Origin of the sequence: Caulobacter sp. UC70_42, assembly GCF_044056025.1 — a bacterium.
GTDB lineage: Bacteria > Pseudomonadota > Alphaproteobacteria > Caulobacterales > Caulobacteraceae > Caulobacter.
Window position 1 is genome coordinate 2,932,380 of the sequence record NZ_CP171994.1, and the last position, 15,123, is coordinate 2,947,502.

Genomic DNA, 15,123 nt, shown 5'->3' on the forward strand with positions numbered 1-15,123 from the left:
CCGAGAGAGTGGACGGGGTTAAGCCGCTCTACGTTCGGCCTCGGCGGGGCTGATATAGCCTAGAGCCGAGTGCAGGCGACGGGAATTGTAGAAGCCCTCGATATAGCCGAACAGATCGCGCCGGGCCTCGGCGCGGGTGGCGTAGATCCGATGATGGACGCGCTCGGTCTTGAGGGTGTGGAAGAAGCTCTCCATCGGGGCGTTATCCCAGCAGTCGCCCTTGCGGCTCATGGAGGGGGTGATGCCGGCTTGGGCCAGGGCCGAGCGATAGGCCTCGGCGGCATATTGAATGCCGCGATCCGAATGATGGATGAGGCCGGGCGCGGGCTTTTGGCGTGCGATGGCCATGGTCAGGGCTTCCAGGGCGATCTGGGTGTGCAGGGTGTCGCGCATCGACCAGCCGACGAGTTTGCGGGTGTGCATGTCGAGGACGCCGGCCAGGTAGAGCCAGCCTTCGCCAGTCGGGATGTAGGTGAGATCGGCCAGCCAGACCTGGCCTGGAGCCGCCGCCTGGAAGTTGCGGGCGAGCCTGTTGGGCGCGATCGGATAGCCATGGCGGCTGTCGGTGGTGCGGGTACGGCGAGGCAACGCGGCCAGGCCGCGCAAGCCCGCCCGGCGCATCAACCGCTCGACCCGCGAGCGCCCAACGCGGCGCCCATGACCGCGCAGGACGGCGTGGACGCGCGGCGAACCATAGGTCCCACAGCTCTCGGCATGGATCAGGCGGATGTCCTCGGTCAGCGCGCGATTGGCCGCCGCCCGCCGGCTCTCGGGCCTGACGCGCCAGGCATAGTAGCCGCTGGCCGACAGACCCAGGACCCGACACATCACCCGAACCGGCCAGGCGCCGCGGTGCTCATCGACGAACCCGAACTTCATCGGGAGGCCGCTCCGAAGATGAGCGCGGCTTTTTTTAGGATGTCGCGCTCCATCCGCAGATGGTCGTTCTCGCGACGCAGGCGGGCGTTCTCGGCGGCCAGATCAGACGGCGACGGGGCCGGCGCTTGCGTGTGGGCGCGCCGCGCCGGCCCCATCACCTGCGTCCCGTACTGCATCATCCATCGTCGCAGGACCGTCTCGTGCAGGCCCAACTCCCGGGCCACCATGCCGGCCGACAGGCCGCTGCTGGCGACACGGTCAACCGCTTATCGTTTGAAGGTCTCCGGAAAGACCCGACGCTTCACGCTCATCAGACACTCCTCTCCAGCTCCGAAAAGCTAGCATGGGTGTCCACTCAAGCGAGGGAGGATCACGGGGGGATTCGAACCCCTGTCCCTAACCCAAGCACCACCTCTGATGAACGTGAGCTGTGCTCATTCGAACAACACCTCTCGATTCACCGGTTCAGCGATACACGTATGGGCTGCCGATCCTGTGTCGCAGCTACTCTAGGCTCTGTCGTTAGGCTTGGTTTGTCAACGGCTCAGCTAGCGTGACGTGCGCTCGTCGGTGATGCGGGACAGCCCAACACCACCCTTCTGTGAAGTTGGCTGCGTCCGGTTCTGTCGCGCCGGTTTGGCCTTTTAGCTCAGACAGGATGGGAAGCATGAAGCGACATCGCGTCCGGCGTCAAAGGCAGCGTGAGATGCTCCATTGGGCGCAGGGAGGAGTCCGCGGGATGCGGGAAGCCGATGGCCATAAGAGGAAAGGCCAAGCGGGCGCCAACGTATCCCACTTTCGATCACGTCGACCCGCGCGAGCTCGGCGGGCTGCGCAGCGTCGGCAATGGCCTGCTCAAGCATAGGCGCTGTAACGACCTGAGGAACAACCGGCTGCCGTCCGGATGCGATCTCATTTGGCATTGGAGCGTGTTGGCTCGGCTCCGGTCAAATGTCGCGATCGAGAGATGGGGGGAGGCGCTGTCGCCGGTATTTTATCCAGGTTGGCGACCGGAGTTCGGGCAGGCATGGCCTTGAGAGGACAGACTTAGGTTGGATCAGTCGGTTCGCGGACAGCAGTAAGCTGTACGGTCAATTTGTCCGGTCTGAGTACCGCCGCAAAAACAGCCGCGTTGAAGGGACAGATCAAACCTGCGCCGACACGGGCTTGTCGGGTTCGCCCGCCAAGCATGGCCTTGATGCGGCCATGCGTGACGATGAAAGTGGCGTGGTCCCACCACCAAGAGCCTCAAATGTCCGGCAATGCTCAAACCCGTCGGGCCGCGATCGGCGGCGCCGCGCTGTCGATAGCCTCGGCCAGCTCCCTGGCAGCCCTCGCCGCGCCACGCGTCGCCGTCGGGACGGGCCTGGAGATCGGAGCGATCCGGGCCATCGGCGTTGAGACGGCGCGGACGGACTATCGGGGCCATCCCGCCCTGCGCGCCACGGCGTTGGAAAACGTCCCCGAGCTCGACCGTCTGGTGGTGCTGGACACGCCCGCCTTCGGCGACGGCGTCATCGAAGCCTGGATTAGCGGCGCCCCGGCCACCACGGCCAGCGCCACGGCGCGAGGCTTCGTGGGCGTGGCGTTCCGGGTGCACGAAGAGGCCAAGCTGGAGGCCATCTATCTGCGTCCGACCAACGGCCGAGCCGACGACCAGTTACGCCGCAACCATGCCGTCCAGTACATCTCGCACCCCGACCATCCCTGGGAGCGGCTGCGGGCCGAAGCCCCGGCCAAATACGAGACCTATGTCGATCTCGAACCAGGCCGATGGACGCATGTGCGGATCGTGGTGGCGGGCTCCAAGGCCCGGCTGCATGTCGACGGCGCCGAGCAGCCGACCCTGATCGTCGGCGACCTCAAACACGGCGCCGACGCCAAGGGGGCCGTGGCGCTGTGGATCGGCCCCGGCACGCTGGCCCATTTCAGCGGCGTGCGGGTCACGTCTAGGGCGTAGAGAGGATCAAGCGCTTCAGCACGACAGCATGGCGATGGCGGCGATGGTCCGCGAAACGATCGCGGCTGGATGCGACCTATGATGCGGCCATGCGGGCCTCGGTGTTTGAGCCGCCCGGCATGTCGCACACGCCCTTCAAATAAGTCAGGGCTCCGGCAGACGACCATGCCACCCCGCAGCCCTGCTATTTAGAAGAGCCTATCGCGCCGTCTTCAGATCTCCGCCAGCTGGGCGAGGTAGGCGTTGAGGACGTCGCGCCGCAGGATCAGGAAGGCGAATTTGCCCTGGCGGCAGATGTTGATCAGGCCTGCCGTTTCCAGTTCCTTCATGTGATGCGAGAAGGTGGCGGCGCTGACCGCCACGTGCTGGGCCAGCGCCCCGCAGGCTGTTGGTTCGCTGTCGGCGCCGACCTCCTTGAGGATCTGGCGGCGGCGGGGCTCGGCCAGGGCCTTGGCGATCAGATTGATCTGGCGTTCATCGAGAACGGGGCGCGGCGCGTCTTCCATGGCCTTCATATGCGATCGGTCGAGCGCGGAGGCAAATCCGCATGCGAAAGGGCGGGGCCTTTCGGTCCCGCCCCGTGCCGTTCTGACGCTGAACTAGTGCTTTAGCGAGAGCTTGAGGTCGCGCATCTGGTCGTGGCCGGACTTCACCGAGGTCCAGGCCTTTTCGATCGCCGCGCGGGTCTGGGCGTCGACGTCGGTGTCCTGGAGGGCCTTTTCGTACTTGGCCTTGATGTGGTCTTCGCCGGCTTCGACCTCATTGACCACGGCCTCGTCGCCCTTGGTGATCGAGTCCTTCAGGTTCAGGAAGACGCGGTGGGCGGCGGCCAGGATGGTGCCGTCGTCCTTGGGCTCACCGCCCAGGCGGCGAACCTCGTTCTGCAGTTCCGAGGCGACGGAGCGGCGCTCTTGGGCGCGGCGCTCGAACAGATCCTTGTAGCGCGAGGCGTCGGCGTCCTTGGCGGCTTCGGCATAGCCGTCGGCGCTGTCGATGGTGGTTTCGACCAGGCCATTGACGAGCTTGATGTGGTCTTCGTTCGTATGCATGGGGCGGCTCCTACAGAAGGGGAGCCGGGTCAACGCGGGGCGACCGCGAAGCGTTCAGCTTGGCCTTGAAGGAAAAGTGGCGCCGACGTGTTCGATGCCCAGGGCTTCGCAGCGCTGGGCCTGGCGGTGTCGCTCGGCGGCGCGGGCCTTTTGGTCCTCGCTGCGCTGGTCGTGGCAGGTTGGACAGGCGACGCCTTCGACATACAGCGGGGAGGTCTGGGCCTCGGCGCTGACCGGCATCCGGCAGCCGCGGCACAGGACGTGTGTCCCTGGCGACAGGCTGTGGCCGACCGCGACCCGCTCGTCGAACACGAAGCATTCCCCGCGCCAGAGGCTTTCCGGCTCGGGCACCTGCTCCAGATAGTCGAGAACGCCGCCCTTGAGGTGGAACACCTGCTCGACCCCCTCGGCCTTCAGGAAGGCGGTCGACTTCTCGCAGCGGATGCCGCCCGTGCAATACATGGCCACCTTCAGCGGAGCGGCGTTCGGACCACGCGCGGCCTCCAGGCCCGCGCGGTAGTCGCGAAACCAGGCTGGAAACTCCGAGAAGCTCGTCGTCTTGGGATCGATCGCGCGCGCGAACGATCCGACGGCGACCTCATAATCGTTGCGGGTGTCGATCACCAGGATGTCGGGATCGGCGATCAGGGCGTTCCAGTCGCGAGGATCGACATAGGTCCCCGCGTCGGTCGGATCTAGGTCCGGCTGGCCCAGGGTGACGATCTCCTTCTTCAGCCGGACCTTCATCCGGTGGAAGGGCATGCGCTCGGCCCAGGCGGTCTTGGGCGTCAGATCGGCGCAGCCGGGCAGGGCGCGGACGTGCTCCAGCACCGTTTCGATAGCGGCGTCCTCGCCGGCGATGGTGCCGTTTATACCTTCGCGGGCCAGCAGCAGGGTGCCCTTGACGCCGAGGCCACAGCACAAGGCCGCCAGCGGGCCCTGGATCGCCGCCGGATCCTCGAACCGCGTGAAGCGATAGAGCGCGGCGACGCGATACTCAGCCAAGGCGGGATTTCCCAAGGGCTTTCTGGGCGTCGTGCTGGATGCGGGCGACCATCGACTTCAGGCCGTTCGAGCGCTGCGACGACAGGGCTTCGGACAGGCCCAGCTTGTCCATCGCGCCCTTGGCGTCGAAGGCGACGATGTCGGCGGGGGCGCGGCCGGAATAGAGCCGCAGCATGATGGCGACCAGGCCGCTGACGATGTGTGCGTCGCTGTCGCCCTTGAACGCCAGGGTCCCCTCGGCCTGGGGCAGGGTGACCAGCCATACCTGACTGGCGCAGCCGCGCACCTTGTTGTCTTCCGAGCGCTCGGCGTCGGTCAGGGGCTCCAGTTCCTTGCCCAGCTCGATGACGTAGCGATAGCGCTCTTCCCAGTCGCCGAGGAGTTCGAACTCGTCGGCGAGGTCGTTGAGGGCGGCGTCGATCGGACTGGTCATGGCGGCCAATTAGGCGGCGCGCCGGTTCAAGGCAAGCGCGCGCCTACGCGACGGGAAGGATGAGTCGCGCCAGGAAGCCCGCGCCCAGGCTGGACGACAGCTTCAGTTGCCCGCCCATGGCCCGCGAGAGCAGGTCGACGATCGGCAGGCCCAGGCCGACGCCTTCGTTGGAACGGGTCAGGGCCGAGCCGCCCTGTTCGAACGGTTGCAGCAGTCGGGGCAGCTCGGCGCTCTCCACGCCGGGGCCCTGGTCGCGGATGGTGATCTCGATCTCGCCGCCGATCTTGCCGGCGGCGACATGCACGACTCCCCCGGCGGGCGAGTGCGTAACGGCGTTCTGCAGGAGGTTGGTGAGCATGGTCCGCAGGCCTCGGCTGTCGGCGAGGACCGAGGGCAGGGCGCTTTGATTGACCACGTGGACGATGACGTCGCGGCGCCGGATCTCGGCCTTCAGCCCGTCGATCACGTCGTCGAGCGCTTCGTCCAGAGGCTCGGGCGTCATCTCGATGTCGGTGACGTGACCCTCGAGGCGGGCGATCTCAACGATCTGGTTGACCAGCTTCAGCAGCTTCATGCCGCTTTCGTGCACGATCCCCGCATATTCCTTGTACTGCGGGTTGCCCAGCGGCCCGTAGAGTTCGTGCGAGAGGATCTCGGAGAAGCCGATCACGGCGTTGAGCGGGGTGCGCAGTTCGTGGCTGACCATGCGCAGGAACGAGCGCTTGCGATCGTCGAGGGCCAGACGACGGCGCTCGTTCGCGGCCGCCCGGCGATCGACCAGGGCAGGGTCCGCGAAGGTGCGGTCGGACAGCGTGTCCAGGGACACCGGTTCTGGCATGAGGGGCTCCCGGACCTTCTGTCCGTGATGATTTCAGGCCCGGAGGATGCCGGCTCGCGCTTACGATTCCGTTTCCGTCCACAGCGCTTCCACGAGGAAAGATCGCTTAGCGATTGTGCGGCCTTGGAGGGAAGGGCTCCCTCGCGTTAAGGTTTGACGACGGCGCCTCCCGCCGCGCTTGCAAGTCGACCGGCCCTTGGAATTCGAAACGCTTCCAGACCCGATCCGACGCCCCGCCCCTCCGGCGGGGTTCGACCCCGCGTACGCGTGGCGTCTGGGCTGGCTGGCGGCCATCTGTCTGGCCGCGGCCGCGGCGCTGTTCGCGAATAGCGGGGGCGGCTGGCCCGTCTGGGCGGCTCTGGGCGCGGGCGCGGTCCCGGCGCTCGTGGCCTTGATCTTTTCGCGCGACGACGAGCGCACCCAGTCGGTGCTTCTGGTTTTGTGGGCCGTGGGCGGCTCGCTGGCGGCGGTGCTGACGGGCGGCGTCTCCGGCGCCATGGCGGCCTGGTGCCTAGCGCCGGTCGCGGCGGCCTCAACCCTGGACCAGCCCAAGCGCCTGGCCGAGGGCGCGGCCCTGGCCCTGATCGGCGGCTGCGTCGCCGCCCTGACCCAGCTTTCGGGCCTGGCCCCGCCGGCCCCGACCGGTCCGCTGGCCTTCGTGCTGGGCTTTCTGGCCCTGGTCACCACGGGCCTTGGCCTTGCCGCGGGCCTCCTGATCGGCCGTCGCCGCCAGGGCGCGCGCGACGACCGCTATGCCTCCGAGATCATCGGGCTCGAGAGCCTTCTGGACGGCCTGCCGCACCTGGCGATCGCGATTCGCGGGCAAGGTCAGGTGACCGCCGTGCGCGGCGCGCCGCCGCGCGGCGTCACCACCGTCGACCTCGTCAATCGCGGCCTGACCGGCGCGGCCGCCCCGGGCGATCGCCAGCGCCTGACCGCCGCCATCGCCGCCGCCCACCGCGAGGGCGTGGCCAGCCTGACCTTCAATCCGGCCCTGGGCGTCGAGCGCGCCGTGGCCCTGGATTTGGCCCGTATCGCGCCCAACCAGCTGGTCGGGGTGCTGCGCGACGTCACCGCCGAGCGCAACCGCGAGACCGCTCTGGACCAGGCCCGCGTCGACGCCGAGGCCCTGGCCGCCGGCCGCGCCCGCTTCCTGGCCAACATGTCTCACGAACTGCGCACGCCGCTGAACGCCATCATGGGCTTCTCGGACATCATGCGCGCCAGGATGTTCGGCCCCCTCAGCGATCGTTACGCCGAATATGCCGAGTTGATTCACGAGAGCGGCGGACATCTGCTGGACCTGATCAACGACGTGCTGGACATGTCGAAGATCGAGGCTGAGCGCTTCGAGCTGCAGCGCGGCGTGTTCGACGCCCGCGAGGCGGTGCAGGCGGCCATGCGTCTGCTGCGCGTCCAGGCAGACGGCGCCGGCGTCCAGTTGCGCGGCGTGCTGCCGCCGGGCGAGCTGGAAGTCGACGCCGATCGTCGCGCCCTGAAGCAGATCGTGCTGAACCTCGTCTCCAACGCCCTGAAGTTCACGCCGCGCGGCGGCCAGGTGACGGTCACCGCCCACGGCTATGACGGTGTGCTGGAGATCATCGTCGCCGACACCGGCGTCGGCATCAGCCCCGAGGACCTGGAACGCCTGGGGCGTCCCTATGAGCAGGCCGGCGGCGTCGAACAGCGGGCCAAGGGTACGGGCCTGGGCCTGTCGCTGGTCCGCGCCTTCGCCAAGCTGCACGGCGGCGAGATGACCATCGAGAGCCGCCTGGGCGCCGGCACAAGCGTGTCCGTGCGTCTGCCGGTGCTGCTGGCCCCGTTGAAGTCGGTGACGCTGGAAAGCCTGACCGAGTCCACGCCGCCGGCCGAGGCGCAGGTCGAGGTCGAGCCCAAGCCCGCGCCGACCGCATTGGGTGACAACGTCATCGCCTTCGCGCCGCGCTGATCAGCGCAGGAACGCGTAGCCCGCTGCAAAATCCCCTACCTCGATATAGGCCTTGCGGGTGACCTCGTCGCCGCCGCGGCCCTGGAACACGAACTCCACGGTGACCGCCTCGCGCGGATCCAGCCGCAACATGGCGTCGATCGCCGCCGGCGGGAAGCGGAAGGCCAGGCCCGTCTTGGCGCTGGTTGGCAGCAGGGTGAGGGGCGCTTCCTCGCGAGTCTGCGCGGTGAACACCAGGTTGGCGTTGCGCGGCGCGACCTTGCTCGCCAGATTTCGCCCCGCGTTGGAGGCGATGTAGGGCCCTAGGGTCCTGCTCGTGTCCCGCGCGGAGGATTCGCGCCGCATAGGGGCGCTGGCCGTTGTCGAAGGTCGCCACGGCCATCATCGCCTTGGCGCGGCCGGCCAGGCCGAACATCAGGCGGTCGCCGCCGAAGGTCGCTGGTTGGGAGAGCCGCCAGACCGGGATGGTCGCCGACACAGAGCGCTCGGCCTTCCAGGACGCGACGTCGCCCGGATAATTCATGGCCAGCATCTGGGAATAGCCTTCGAAGGCCTTCTTCACGCGCGAGGCGGCCAAGGCCAGGTCCTTGGAATCGCACGCCGCGCCGGCGGCCTTGGCGCGGGCGCGCTGTTCCAGGGCCGCGACCTGCAGCTCGCTGGCGCCCGAGCGCAGGGTCGCGCCGCGCGCCTGGGCCCGCGAGGCGTCGAGCGCGGCCGAGACAGTGGATGAGAACAGCCGGCAACGGCCGTCGGCCGCCGTCATCAGCGTGCGTTCGTAGAGCTGGTCAGCGGCGTTGGCGTACAGCGCGGTCGGAACGACCATGGCCGCCAACCCGATCAACGCCCCGATCCATCGCGCCCCGCGACCTTTCGGGTGTGCCCCAAGGCGCGATAGCCGAAAGGGGAAGCCGGTTTCGGCGGCCATCGCGCTTCTAACTCCTGAAAGCGGCGCCCGCCTAAAAGGCGGGTGTTGGGGCGGTGTTTCTCGTATGGTTCGAGACCTAAGGGGCGAGCTATACGCCTGACGGGTTGCGGTTCGGTTAGCGATGCTTCTTTCGACGGATATCTGGGTCGGCGCGTTGATCCGCCGCGCCGAGCTGGGCGGCGCCTTCGCCACGGTGGCCCGCAAGGGCGATGCACGGGCCGGCGCGGTGCTGGTCAAGATCGTCGACCGTCGGGCCGGGACCGCGCGGCTCTATAGCGAGGCCACGCGCGGCGACGGCGAGCGGTTCTGGATGCAGCCGGTCCGTTCCGAGTTCGAACCCGATCTCGACGCCTATGTCGAGCGCGCCGCCCGCATCGACCCGGACGTCTGGGTGGTGGAGATCGAGGGCCGGGACGGCCGCCACTTCCTGACCGAACCGGTCGAGGCCTAAACGCTCGCGATATCGGTGGAGGAGCTGTGGAGAACGCGACTCCAGAGCGCCGTTAACCCTGCTCCTAAACCGGACCTAAAGCCCATTTTGGGCATGCTGCGCGAGCTTTCGAACCCCTCCCAAAAGTTCAGCAGCCAGTATCCGCCATGCTTTTCCTCATGAACGACGTCATTTTGAGCTTTGACGCGGCCGAACTCTCGCCGCCAATGACGCGCGACCGTTTCGCCGCGCTATCGCTCAATTATGTCGGCGAACTGGGCAAGGAACTGTTCGCGGAAGAACCGCTGCTGCACCACAAGGACCGTGAGCGGGTCGAGCGCCTCGCGGCGCTGATCGTGGCCAAGGCGCCGGACGTCAATGCCGCGCTGTTTGTCGCGCCGGGCCGCGGCTGTCGCAAGGAAGACGTTCAGGTTCGCTATGCGCAGCTGAGCCTCGAAGTCATGGCGACGCTGCTGCAGCGCCAGAACTCCGGCGCGCTCACCAACCTTGAGGCCGATCGTCAGGTCTGGCGGCGTCTGGCCGCCTAGGCCTCAGAAACGAACCAGGGTCATCAGCCAGCCAAGCGTCACGGCCAGGACGACCAGTCCGGCCAGGGTGACGCCAAAGCAGAGCGCGCTGTTCGCCGGATGCTGTCGGCTGGGCGCGCGGTGATGATCGAGCAGGGCCATCGTTCGATTTCCTCCATTCGCCCGACGATCTGACGCCGCCGGTGCGGAATGAGGAAAGCATGACTCCAAACCCATTCTTCGAATAGGGGCATTCTGACCCATTTCCGGGCGAATTGCCGCGTTCGTGATGGAAACCTGGTCGTGCTTCGATCGCGCCGAACTGAAAGGGCGCGGAAAGAGGGCCGAGTCGCCTTGTCCGCAGCGATCGAATTCAATTTAGGAATGTGCAAGCGATCCGTGTCGCGGAGGTGTCCTTGTTTGGAAGCGTTGGGGATGGTGACGACGGCGGTCGGTAAGGTGGAAGGTGACAAGAAGAGCCGATGGGGCTAGTCCCCGGCCATGAGCACTTCCCCCGCCGCTGAAGCCGCCCGTCGGCGCACCTTCGCCATCATCAGCCACCCCGACGCGGGCAAGACGACCCTGACGGAAAACCTGCTACTGGCCGGCGGGGCGATCCGAGCCGCCGGCGCGGTGCGGGCGCGCGGCCAGACCCGCCGCACCCAGTCGGACTGGATGAAGATCGAGCGCGAGCGCGGCATTTCAGTCTCGGCGTCGGTGATGACGTTCGACCACGACGGCCTGATGTTCAACCTGCTGGACACCCCGGGCCACGAGGACTTCTCGGAAGACACCTACCGCACCCTGACGGCCGCAGACGCGGCGATCATGGTGCTGGACGCGGCCAAGGGCATCGAGCCCCAGACTCTGAAGCTGTTCGAGGTGTGCCGCCTGCGCGACATCCCGATCATCACCTTCATCAACAAGATGGACCGCGAGGCTCAGGACCCGTTCGAGCTGCTGGACGAGGTTTCGTCCAAGCTGGCCCTGGACCCGGCGCCGCTCTACTGGCCGGCCGGTTCTGGCGGCCGCTTCAAAGGCATGCTGGACCTGCGCGCCGACAAGTTCATCCCCTACGCCAAGAAGAGCTCGACCGACGACGAGGGCCATCCCGACCCGGTCGCCTTCAAAGGCAATGCGGTGGTCCAGTATCTCGATCCCGAGGAGAAGGCCGAGCTGGAAGACAGCGCCATGCTGGTCACCGAGGCCGGCAAGCCGTTCGACGTGCAGAGCTTCCTGGAAGGCCACATGACGCCGGTGTTCTTCGGCTCGGCCCTGCGCCATTTCGGCGTTTCAGAGCTGCTGGGCGGCATCGGCGCCTACGCGCCCGCGCCGAAGCCGGCGGCCGCCACCCGCAACGGCGTCGAGACCCACGTCGCCCCGGGCGACAGCGAGGTGTCGGGCTTCGTCTTCAAGGTCCAGGCGAACATGGACCCCGATCACCGCGACCGGATCGCGTTCCTGCGTCTGACCAGCGGTCGCTTCACCCGCGGCATGAAACTGAAGGCTCAGAACACCGGCAAGGCCATGAGCGTCAACGCGCCGATTATGTTCTTCGCCAGCGACCGCGAGCTGGCCGAGGACGCTTTCGCCGGCGACGTGATCGGTATCCCGAACCACGGCGTCCTGCGGGTGGGCGACAGCCTGTCCGAAAGCGGGACCCTGCGCTTCGCCGGCCTGCCCAACTTCGCCCCGGAAATCCTGCGCCGCGTGCGGGTCAAGGATCCTCTGAAGGCCAAGCACCTGAAGAAGGCGTTGGAAGGCCTGGCCGAGGAGGGGGTCACCCAGCTGTTCCGCCCCATGATCGGCAGCGATTTCATCGTCGGCGCTGTCGGCCAGCTGCAGTTCGAGGTCATGGCCGATCGCCTGGCCAACGAATACCAGCTGGAATGCATCTTCGAAGCCAGCCCCTATGCCGAGGCCCGATGGCTGGGCGGCGACAAGGCCGACGTCGAGGACTTCGTGAACAAGCACAAGTCGGCCATGGGGCAGGACATCGACGAGCAGCCGGTCTTCCTGGGCAAGTCGTCCTGGGAAATCGGCTATGTCGCCGAGCGCTATCCGAAGGTGCGCTTCGAGCGGACCAAGGAACGGGCCTAGGCGCTAGCCGCTTCCAGCGCCTCGCGCACGGCGGGCTGGCGGGAACGGCTGACGGGCAGGGGCGCGCCCTCGCTCAGATGCAGCCGCCAGCGGTCGCCCTCGCGCTCTAACCGTTGGACGTGCGCCAGGTTGGCGATCACTGACCGGTGGATACGCAGGAAGTTCGCCGGCAGTTGGGCCGTCAGCCCGTCAAGGCGCGCCGCGTGTAGCAGGCTTCGGCCCCCGACCATCCGCAGCTCGACATAATCGTCGGCCCCGACCACGGCCAGGATCTCGGCGATGGGCGCCAGCTCGACGCCCCGGGCCGAGGCCACCGTGAGGCGGTCGGGAAGGCTGACGGCGCGGGTCAGGGCGGCTTCGCGGCCGCGGTCCTCGCGGCCCAGCCGTACGACCTCGACCATCAGCAGCGGCAGCACCAGGCTGGCGGCGAGCAGGAAGTAGGAGAAGTCGGCCAGCCATTCGGGGAAGCCGAGGGCCAGGGCCAGGAACAGCGCCAGATAGGCCAGGGCGGGCCGGGCGCCGGGGACGCGTCGCCGCACGCCCGCGACCGCCGGCGCCACGGCCAGCGCCACGCCCAGGATCAGCGCCCAGACCGTCTTGTTGTCGAAGCCAGGAAGCAGGACCGTGGCGCCGACCCCGCCCAGCGCTAGGCCGATCATCAGGCCCCGCGCCTTGGGCAGGAAGCGGCTGGTCACATAGGCGACCAGCAGGATCGCGAAGGCGGCCGCCAGCCCCCAGATGGCGCTCATCCGCCAAGCATGAAGCGGATAGGGATAGTTGAAGAGCGGCCGCAGGCTCTCGACGATGGACTGCGCGGCCGCGACGCTCGCCATGGCGGCCAGGATGAGGCTGGAGCCTGTCCGTCTCAGGGCGTGGATGACGCCAAACCCGAACGCCGCCGCCAGCAGGGTCCCGGTCGCCACGAAGGTCACGGCCAACAGAGCGGCGCGCTGTGGGTAGGGGAAGGGCAGAACGGTGATGGCGGTCATGGGGCCGGCGAAGCGCAGGCCGCCATGGAAGGACGACAGGCGCACCACCAGGGTGTTCGCGTCCGGGCGCCAGGCGGTCTCGCGGATCGGAAAGGTCGCCTGATAGCGTCCTGGGATCTCGTCCCGCGCCGACGCCCCAGGGCGGCCGTTGGATCCCAGCCGCTCGCCATTAAGCCAGGCTTCGGACGAGGCGACGCCCGCCACGTACAGGGCGCGCGGCTGGGTGTCGCTCGGAGCGGGGATCGTCGCTCGGATCCAGAGCTCCTGGCCTTGGGGATCGACGAAGTCCCCGATTGGACGGCAATCGCTCAGCACGGGTCCCGTCACGCTGGCCGCGCCATGGCAGGCCTCCCACGCCAGGTCCTGGGCCCGCGCCAGAGTCGCGAGGCCTGTCAGAAAGAGGATCGGAAGCAGGGTTCGCCACATGGCGTCACTGTAGAGCGCCGTTCGCCGAGGCGCGCCACCGTTCACCGATCGCCAGCCGCCGTTGACCGAAGTGGTGTGGCGGACGGCCCCGCTGATCGGCTCAGCTGCCGTCATGACCCATGCATTCCTCAATCGCCGCGCCGTGCTCGCCGCCGGCCTCGCTCTCCCTGGTCTCGCCGTTCCTGGCCTGGCGCTGGCCCAGGCCGCCGCGCGGTCCTCGCCTCCGCCCGGTCCGTTCCGCTTCAAGGGCTGGAAGGGCCAGGAGACCGACGCCGAGCGGGGCTTCTTCGAGGTTCCGGAGGACCGTCGCGATCCTCGCTCGCGGAAGATCCGCCTGAGCTATGTCCGGTTCGCCTCGACGGCGGCCAAGCCTGGGCCGCCGATCATCTATCTGGCCGGCGGACCGGGCGGCCTGGCGACGCGGGCGGCGGGCGGACCGCGCTATCCCATCTTCATGGCCCTGCGCGAGGTGGCGGATGTTATCGCCTTCGACCAGCGTGGCACAGGCCTGTCCAACCACATCCCCGAGCGCCCAGCCTCGACGCGCCCGCCCCCGCCGTTCACCGAGGCAGGGCTGACGTCCTATTTCCGGCGGGACTTCCAGGAGGCGTGGGCCGACTGGACCAAGGCCGGGGTGGCCATGACCGGCTACAATACCGAACAGAACGCCGACGACATCGAGGATCTGCGACGCCATCTGGGCGCCGAGAAGGTCGATCTGTGGGGCATCAGCTATGGCAGCCACCTGGCGCTCAGCATGCTCAAACGGCACGGCGAGCGGGTGAACCGCGTGGCCCTGGCCAGCCTGGAAGGTCAGGACCAGACCGTGAAGCGGCCGGCGGCGGTCGACGCGATGCTGCGACAGGTGGACAGCCTCCTGGCCGCCGACCATGCCGTCCGAGCGGCGATCCCGGACCTGCCGGCCTTGATGCGGCGAGTGCACGCCAAGATGGAGACCGCGCCGGTCAGCATGGCCGCCACGCTGAACGGCAAGCCGGTCGAGCTGAAGCTGGGCGGCTTCGCCATTCAGCTGATGGCTGGCGGGATGATCGCCAATCCGCAGACCCTGGTCATGCTGCCGGGGCTCTATCTGGCGCTGGACGCCGGAAACACGGACGTGCTCAAGCCGTTCGTGGGCGAGTTCGCGGGGCAGCTCGGCATCGCCGGCATGCCCGAGGCGACGGACCTGGCGTCGGGCATCTCGCCCGGGCGGCTGGCCCTGGTGCGGCGCGAGGCCAAGACCGCCGTGCTGGGCGAGGCGCTGAACTTTCCGATGCCGCAACTGCTAGGGGCGGTCCCAGGCGTGGACCTGGGCGAAACCTTCCGGACGCCGCTGCGGATCGACCATCCGGCCCTTCTGGTCGCCGGCACGCTGGACGGCCGCACGCCGATGTCCGAACAGGACGAGGTCGCGGCTCAGTTCAAGCGCAAGTCCAGGGTGATCGTCGAGAACGCGGGTCACAACGTCTTCGAGGCTCATCCCGACGTGCAGGGCCTGCTGGTGCGGTTCTTCCGCGGTGACGCCGTCGCCGACACCCGGTCGAGCCTGCCGCCGCCGAAGTTCAAGCTGGCTTGACGGGTAGGTAGGCCGGCGGAGTCGTCTTCGCCGGCCTG

At 67.9% G+C, this 15,123-nt stretch carries 13 protein-coding genes and 2 pseudogenes; 6 read left to right on the top strand and 9 right to left on the bottom strand.

What is annotated here, in order from left to right; translation table 11 throughout:
* Positions 1 to 18: 18 nt before the first annotated feature.
* Positions 19 to 1,190: pseudogene (locus ACHMW8_RS14625) on the bottom strand (IS3 family transposase).
* 941 nt (positions 1,191 to 2,131) lie between these two features.
* On the opposite strand from ACHMW8_RS14625, the gene ACHMW8_RS14630 reads away from it, so the two are divergent.
* Positions 2,132 to 2,839 (top strand): hypothetical protein, encoded by a 708-nt coding sequence (locus tag ACHMW8_RS14630; RefSeq protein ID WP_395442940.1) that lies wholly within the window; start codon positions 2,132 to 2,134, stop codon positions 2,837 to 2,839.
* A gap of 212 nt (positions 2,840 to 3,051) precedes the next feature.
* Here ACHMW8_RS14630 and ACHMW8_RS14635 read toward each other — a convergent pair whose 3' ends face one another.
* The 5 genes from ACHMW8_RS14635 to ACHMW8_RS14655 form a co-directional block, all read right to left on the bottom strand.
* On the bottom strand, positions 3,052 to 3,354 hold the full coding sequence (locus tag ACHMW8_RS14635) for an ArsR/SmtB family transcription factor (RefSeq protein WP_395442941.1): 303 nt from the start codon (positions 3,352 to 3,354) through the stop codon (positions 3,052 to 3,054).
* 84 nt (positions 3,355 to 3,438) lie between these two features.
* On the bottom strand, positions 3,439 to 3,888 hold the full coding sequence (locus tag ACHMW8_RS14640) for a PA2169 family four-helix-bundle protein (RefSeq protein WP_125156251.1): 450 nt from the start codon (positions 3,886 to 3,888) through the stop codon (positions 3,439 to 3,441).
* Between the two features lie 54 nt (positions 3,889 to 3,942).
* Positions 3,943 to 4,893, bottom strand: coding sequence for a rhodanese-related sulfurtransferase (locus ACHMW8_RS14645; protein WP_395442942.1), 951 nt, complete (start codon positions 4,891 to 4,893; stop codon positions 3,943 to 3,945).
* Positions 4,886 to 5,326: a SufE family protein gene (locus ACHMW8_RS14650; RefSeq protein WP_395442943.1), complete on the bottom strand. Its 441-nt coding sequence runs from the start codon at positions 5,324 to 5,326 to the stop codon at positions 4,886 to 4,888. Before ACHMW8_RS14650 ends, ACHMW8_RS14645 begins: the two co-directional genes overlap by 8 nt.
* A 43-nt stretch (positions 5,327 to 5,369) precedes the next feature.
* Positions 5,370 to 6,164: a sensor histidine kinase gene (locus tag ACHMW8_RS14655; protein WP_395442944.1), complete on the bottom strand. Its 795-nt coding sequence runs from the start codon at positions 6,162 to 6,164 to the stop codon at positions 5,370 to 5,372.
* A gap of 196 nt (positions 6,165 to 6,360) precedes the next feature.
* Here ACHMW8_RS14655 and ACHMW8_RS14660 point away from each other — a divergent pair, with 196 nt between their 5' ends.
* Positions 6,361 to 8,112 (top strand): sensor histidine kinase, encoded by a 1,752-nt coding sequence (locus ACHMW8_RS14660; protein WP_395442945.1) that lies wholly within the window; start codon positions 6,361 to 6,363, stop codon positions 8,110 to 8,112.
* Here the strand turns inward: ACHMW8_RS14660 and ACHMW8_RS14665 are convergent.
* Positions 8,113 to 9,037 (bottom strand): annotated as a pseudogene (locus ACHMW8_RS14665) (hypothetical protein).
* 121 nt (positions 9,038 to 9,158) lie between these two features.
* Between ACHMW8_RS14665 and ACHMW8_RS14670 the strand changes: the two are divergent.
* Both ACHMW8_RS14670 and ACHMW8_RS14675 read left to right on the top strand, forming a co-directional pair.
* Positions 9,159 to 9,488 (top strand): DUF1491 family protein, encoded by a 330-nt coding sequence (locus ACHMW8_RS14670; protein WP_395442946.1) that lies wholly within the window; start codon positions 9,159 to 9,161, stop codon positions 9,486 to 9,488.
* Between the two features lie 146 nt (positions 9,489 to 9,634).
* A complete protein-coding gene (locus ACHMW8_RS14675; RefSeq protein ID WP_125156258.1) occupies positions 9,635 to 10,015 on the top strand; it encodes a hypothetical protein in 381 nt (126 codons plus the stop codon).
* Between the two features lie 3 nt (positions 10,016 to 10,018).
* Here ACHMW8_RS14675 and ACHMW8_RS14680 read toward each other — a convergent pair whose 3' ends face one another.
* Entirely contained in the window at positions 10,019 to 10,156 is a 138-nt protein-coding gene (locus ACHMW8_RS14680) for a hypothetical protein (RefSeq protein ID WP_199743409.1), read from the bottom strand.
* A 339-nt stretch (positions 10,157 to 10,495) separates the two neighbouring features.
* Here ACHMW8_RS14680 and ACHMW8_RS14685 point away from each other — a divergent pair, with 339 nt between their 5' ends.
* Entirely contained in the window at positions 10,496 to 12,094 is a 1,599-nt protein-coding gene (locus ACHMW8_RS14685; RefSeq protein ID WP_395442947.1) for a peptide chain release factor 3, read from the top strand.
* Here ACHMW8_RS14685 and ACHMW8_RS14690 read toward each other — a convergent pair.
* On the bottom strand, positions 12,091 to 13,623 hold the full coding sequence (locus tag ACHMW8_RS14690) for a LytTR family DNA-binding domain-containing protein (RefSeq protein WP_233586469.1): 1,533 nt from the start codon (positions 13,621 to 13,623) through the stop codon (positions 12,091 to 12,093). The genes ACHMW8_RS14685 and ACHMW8_RS14690 overlap by 4 nt on opposite strands.
* Here ACHMW8_RS14690 and ACHMW8_RS14695 point away from each other — a divergent pair.
* Positions 13,622 to 15,085 (top strand): alpha/beta hydrolase, encoded by a 1,464-nt coding sequence (locus tag ACHMW8_RS14695; protein ID WP_395442948.1) that lies wholly within the window; start codon positions 13,622 to 13,624, stop codon positions 15,083 to 15,085. The genes ACHMW8_RS14690 and ACHMW8_RS14695 overlap by 2 nt on opposite strands.
* The last annotated feature ends 38 nt before the right edge of the window (positions 15,086 to 15,123 follow it).

What these genes read in the sequence shown, in the direction of transcription:
- ACHMW8_RS14680 (WP_199743409.1), bottom strand. Translation starts at nt 10,156, where the DNA reads ATGGCCCTGCTCGATCATCACCGCGCGCCCAGCCGACAGCATCCGGCG.
- ACHMW8_RS14635 (WP_395442941.1), bottom strand. Translation starts at nt 3,354, where the DNA reads ATGAAGGCCATGGAAGACGCGCCGCGCCCCGTTCTCGATGAACGCCAG.
- ACHMW8_RS14650 (WP_395442943.1), bottom strand. Translation starts at nt 5,326, where the DNA reads ATGACCAGTCCGATCGACGCCGCCCTCAACGACCTCGCCGACGAGTTC.
- ACHMW8_RS14675 (WP_125156258.1), top strand. Translation starts at nt 9,635, where the DNA reads ATGCTTTTCCTCATGAACGACGTCATTTTGAGCTTTGACGCGGCCGAA.
- ACHMW8_RS14685 (WP_395442947.1), top strand. Translation starts at nt 10,496, where the DNA reads ATGAGCACTTCCCCCGCCGCTGAAGCCGCCCGTCGGCGCACCTTCGCC.
- ACHMW8_RS14690 (WP_233586469.1), bottom strand. Translation starts at nt 13,623, where the DNA reads ATGACGGCAGCTGAGCCGATCAGCGGGGCCGTCCGCCACACCACTTCG.
- ACHMW8_RS14630 (WP_395442940.1), top strand. Translation starts at nt 2,132, where the DNA reads ATGTCCGGCAATGCTCAAACCCGTCGGGCCGCGATCGGCGGCGCCGCG.
- ACHMW8_RS14670 (WP_395442946.1), top strand. Translation starts at nt 9,159, where the DNA reads ATGCTTCTTTCGACGGATATCTGGGTCGGCGCGTTGATCCGCCGCGCC.
- ACHMW8_RS14655 (WP_395442944.1), bottom strand. Translation starts at nt 6,164, where the DNA reads ATGCCAGAACCGGTGTCCCTGGACACGCTGTCCGACCGCACCTTCGCG.
- ACHMW8_RS14695 (WP_395442948.1), top strand. Translation starts at nt 13,622, where the DNA reads ATGACCCATGCATTCCTCAATCGCCGCGCCGTGCTCGCCGCCGGCCTC.
- ACHMW8_RS14640 (WP_125156251.1), bottom strand. Translation starts at nt 3,888, where the DNA reads ATGCATACGAACGAAGACCACATCAAGCTCGTCAATGGCCTGGTCGAA.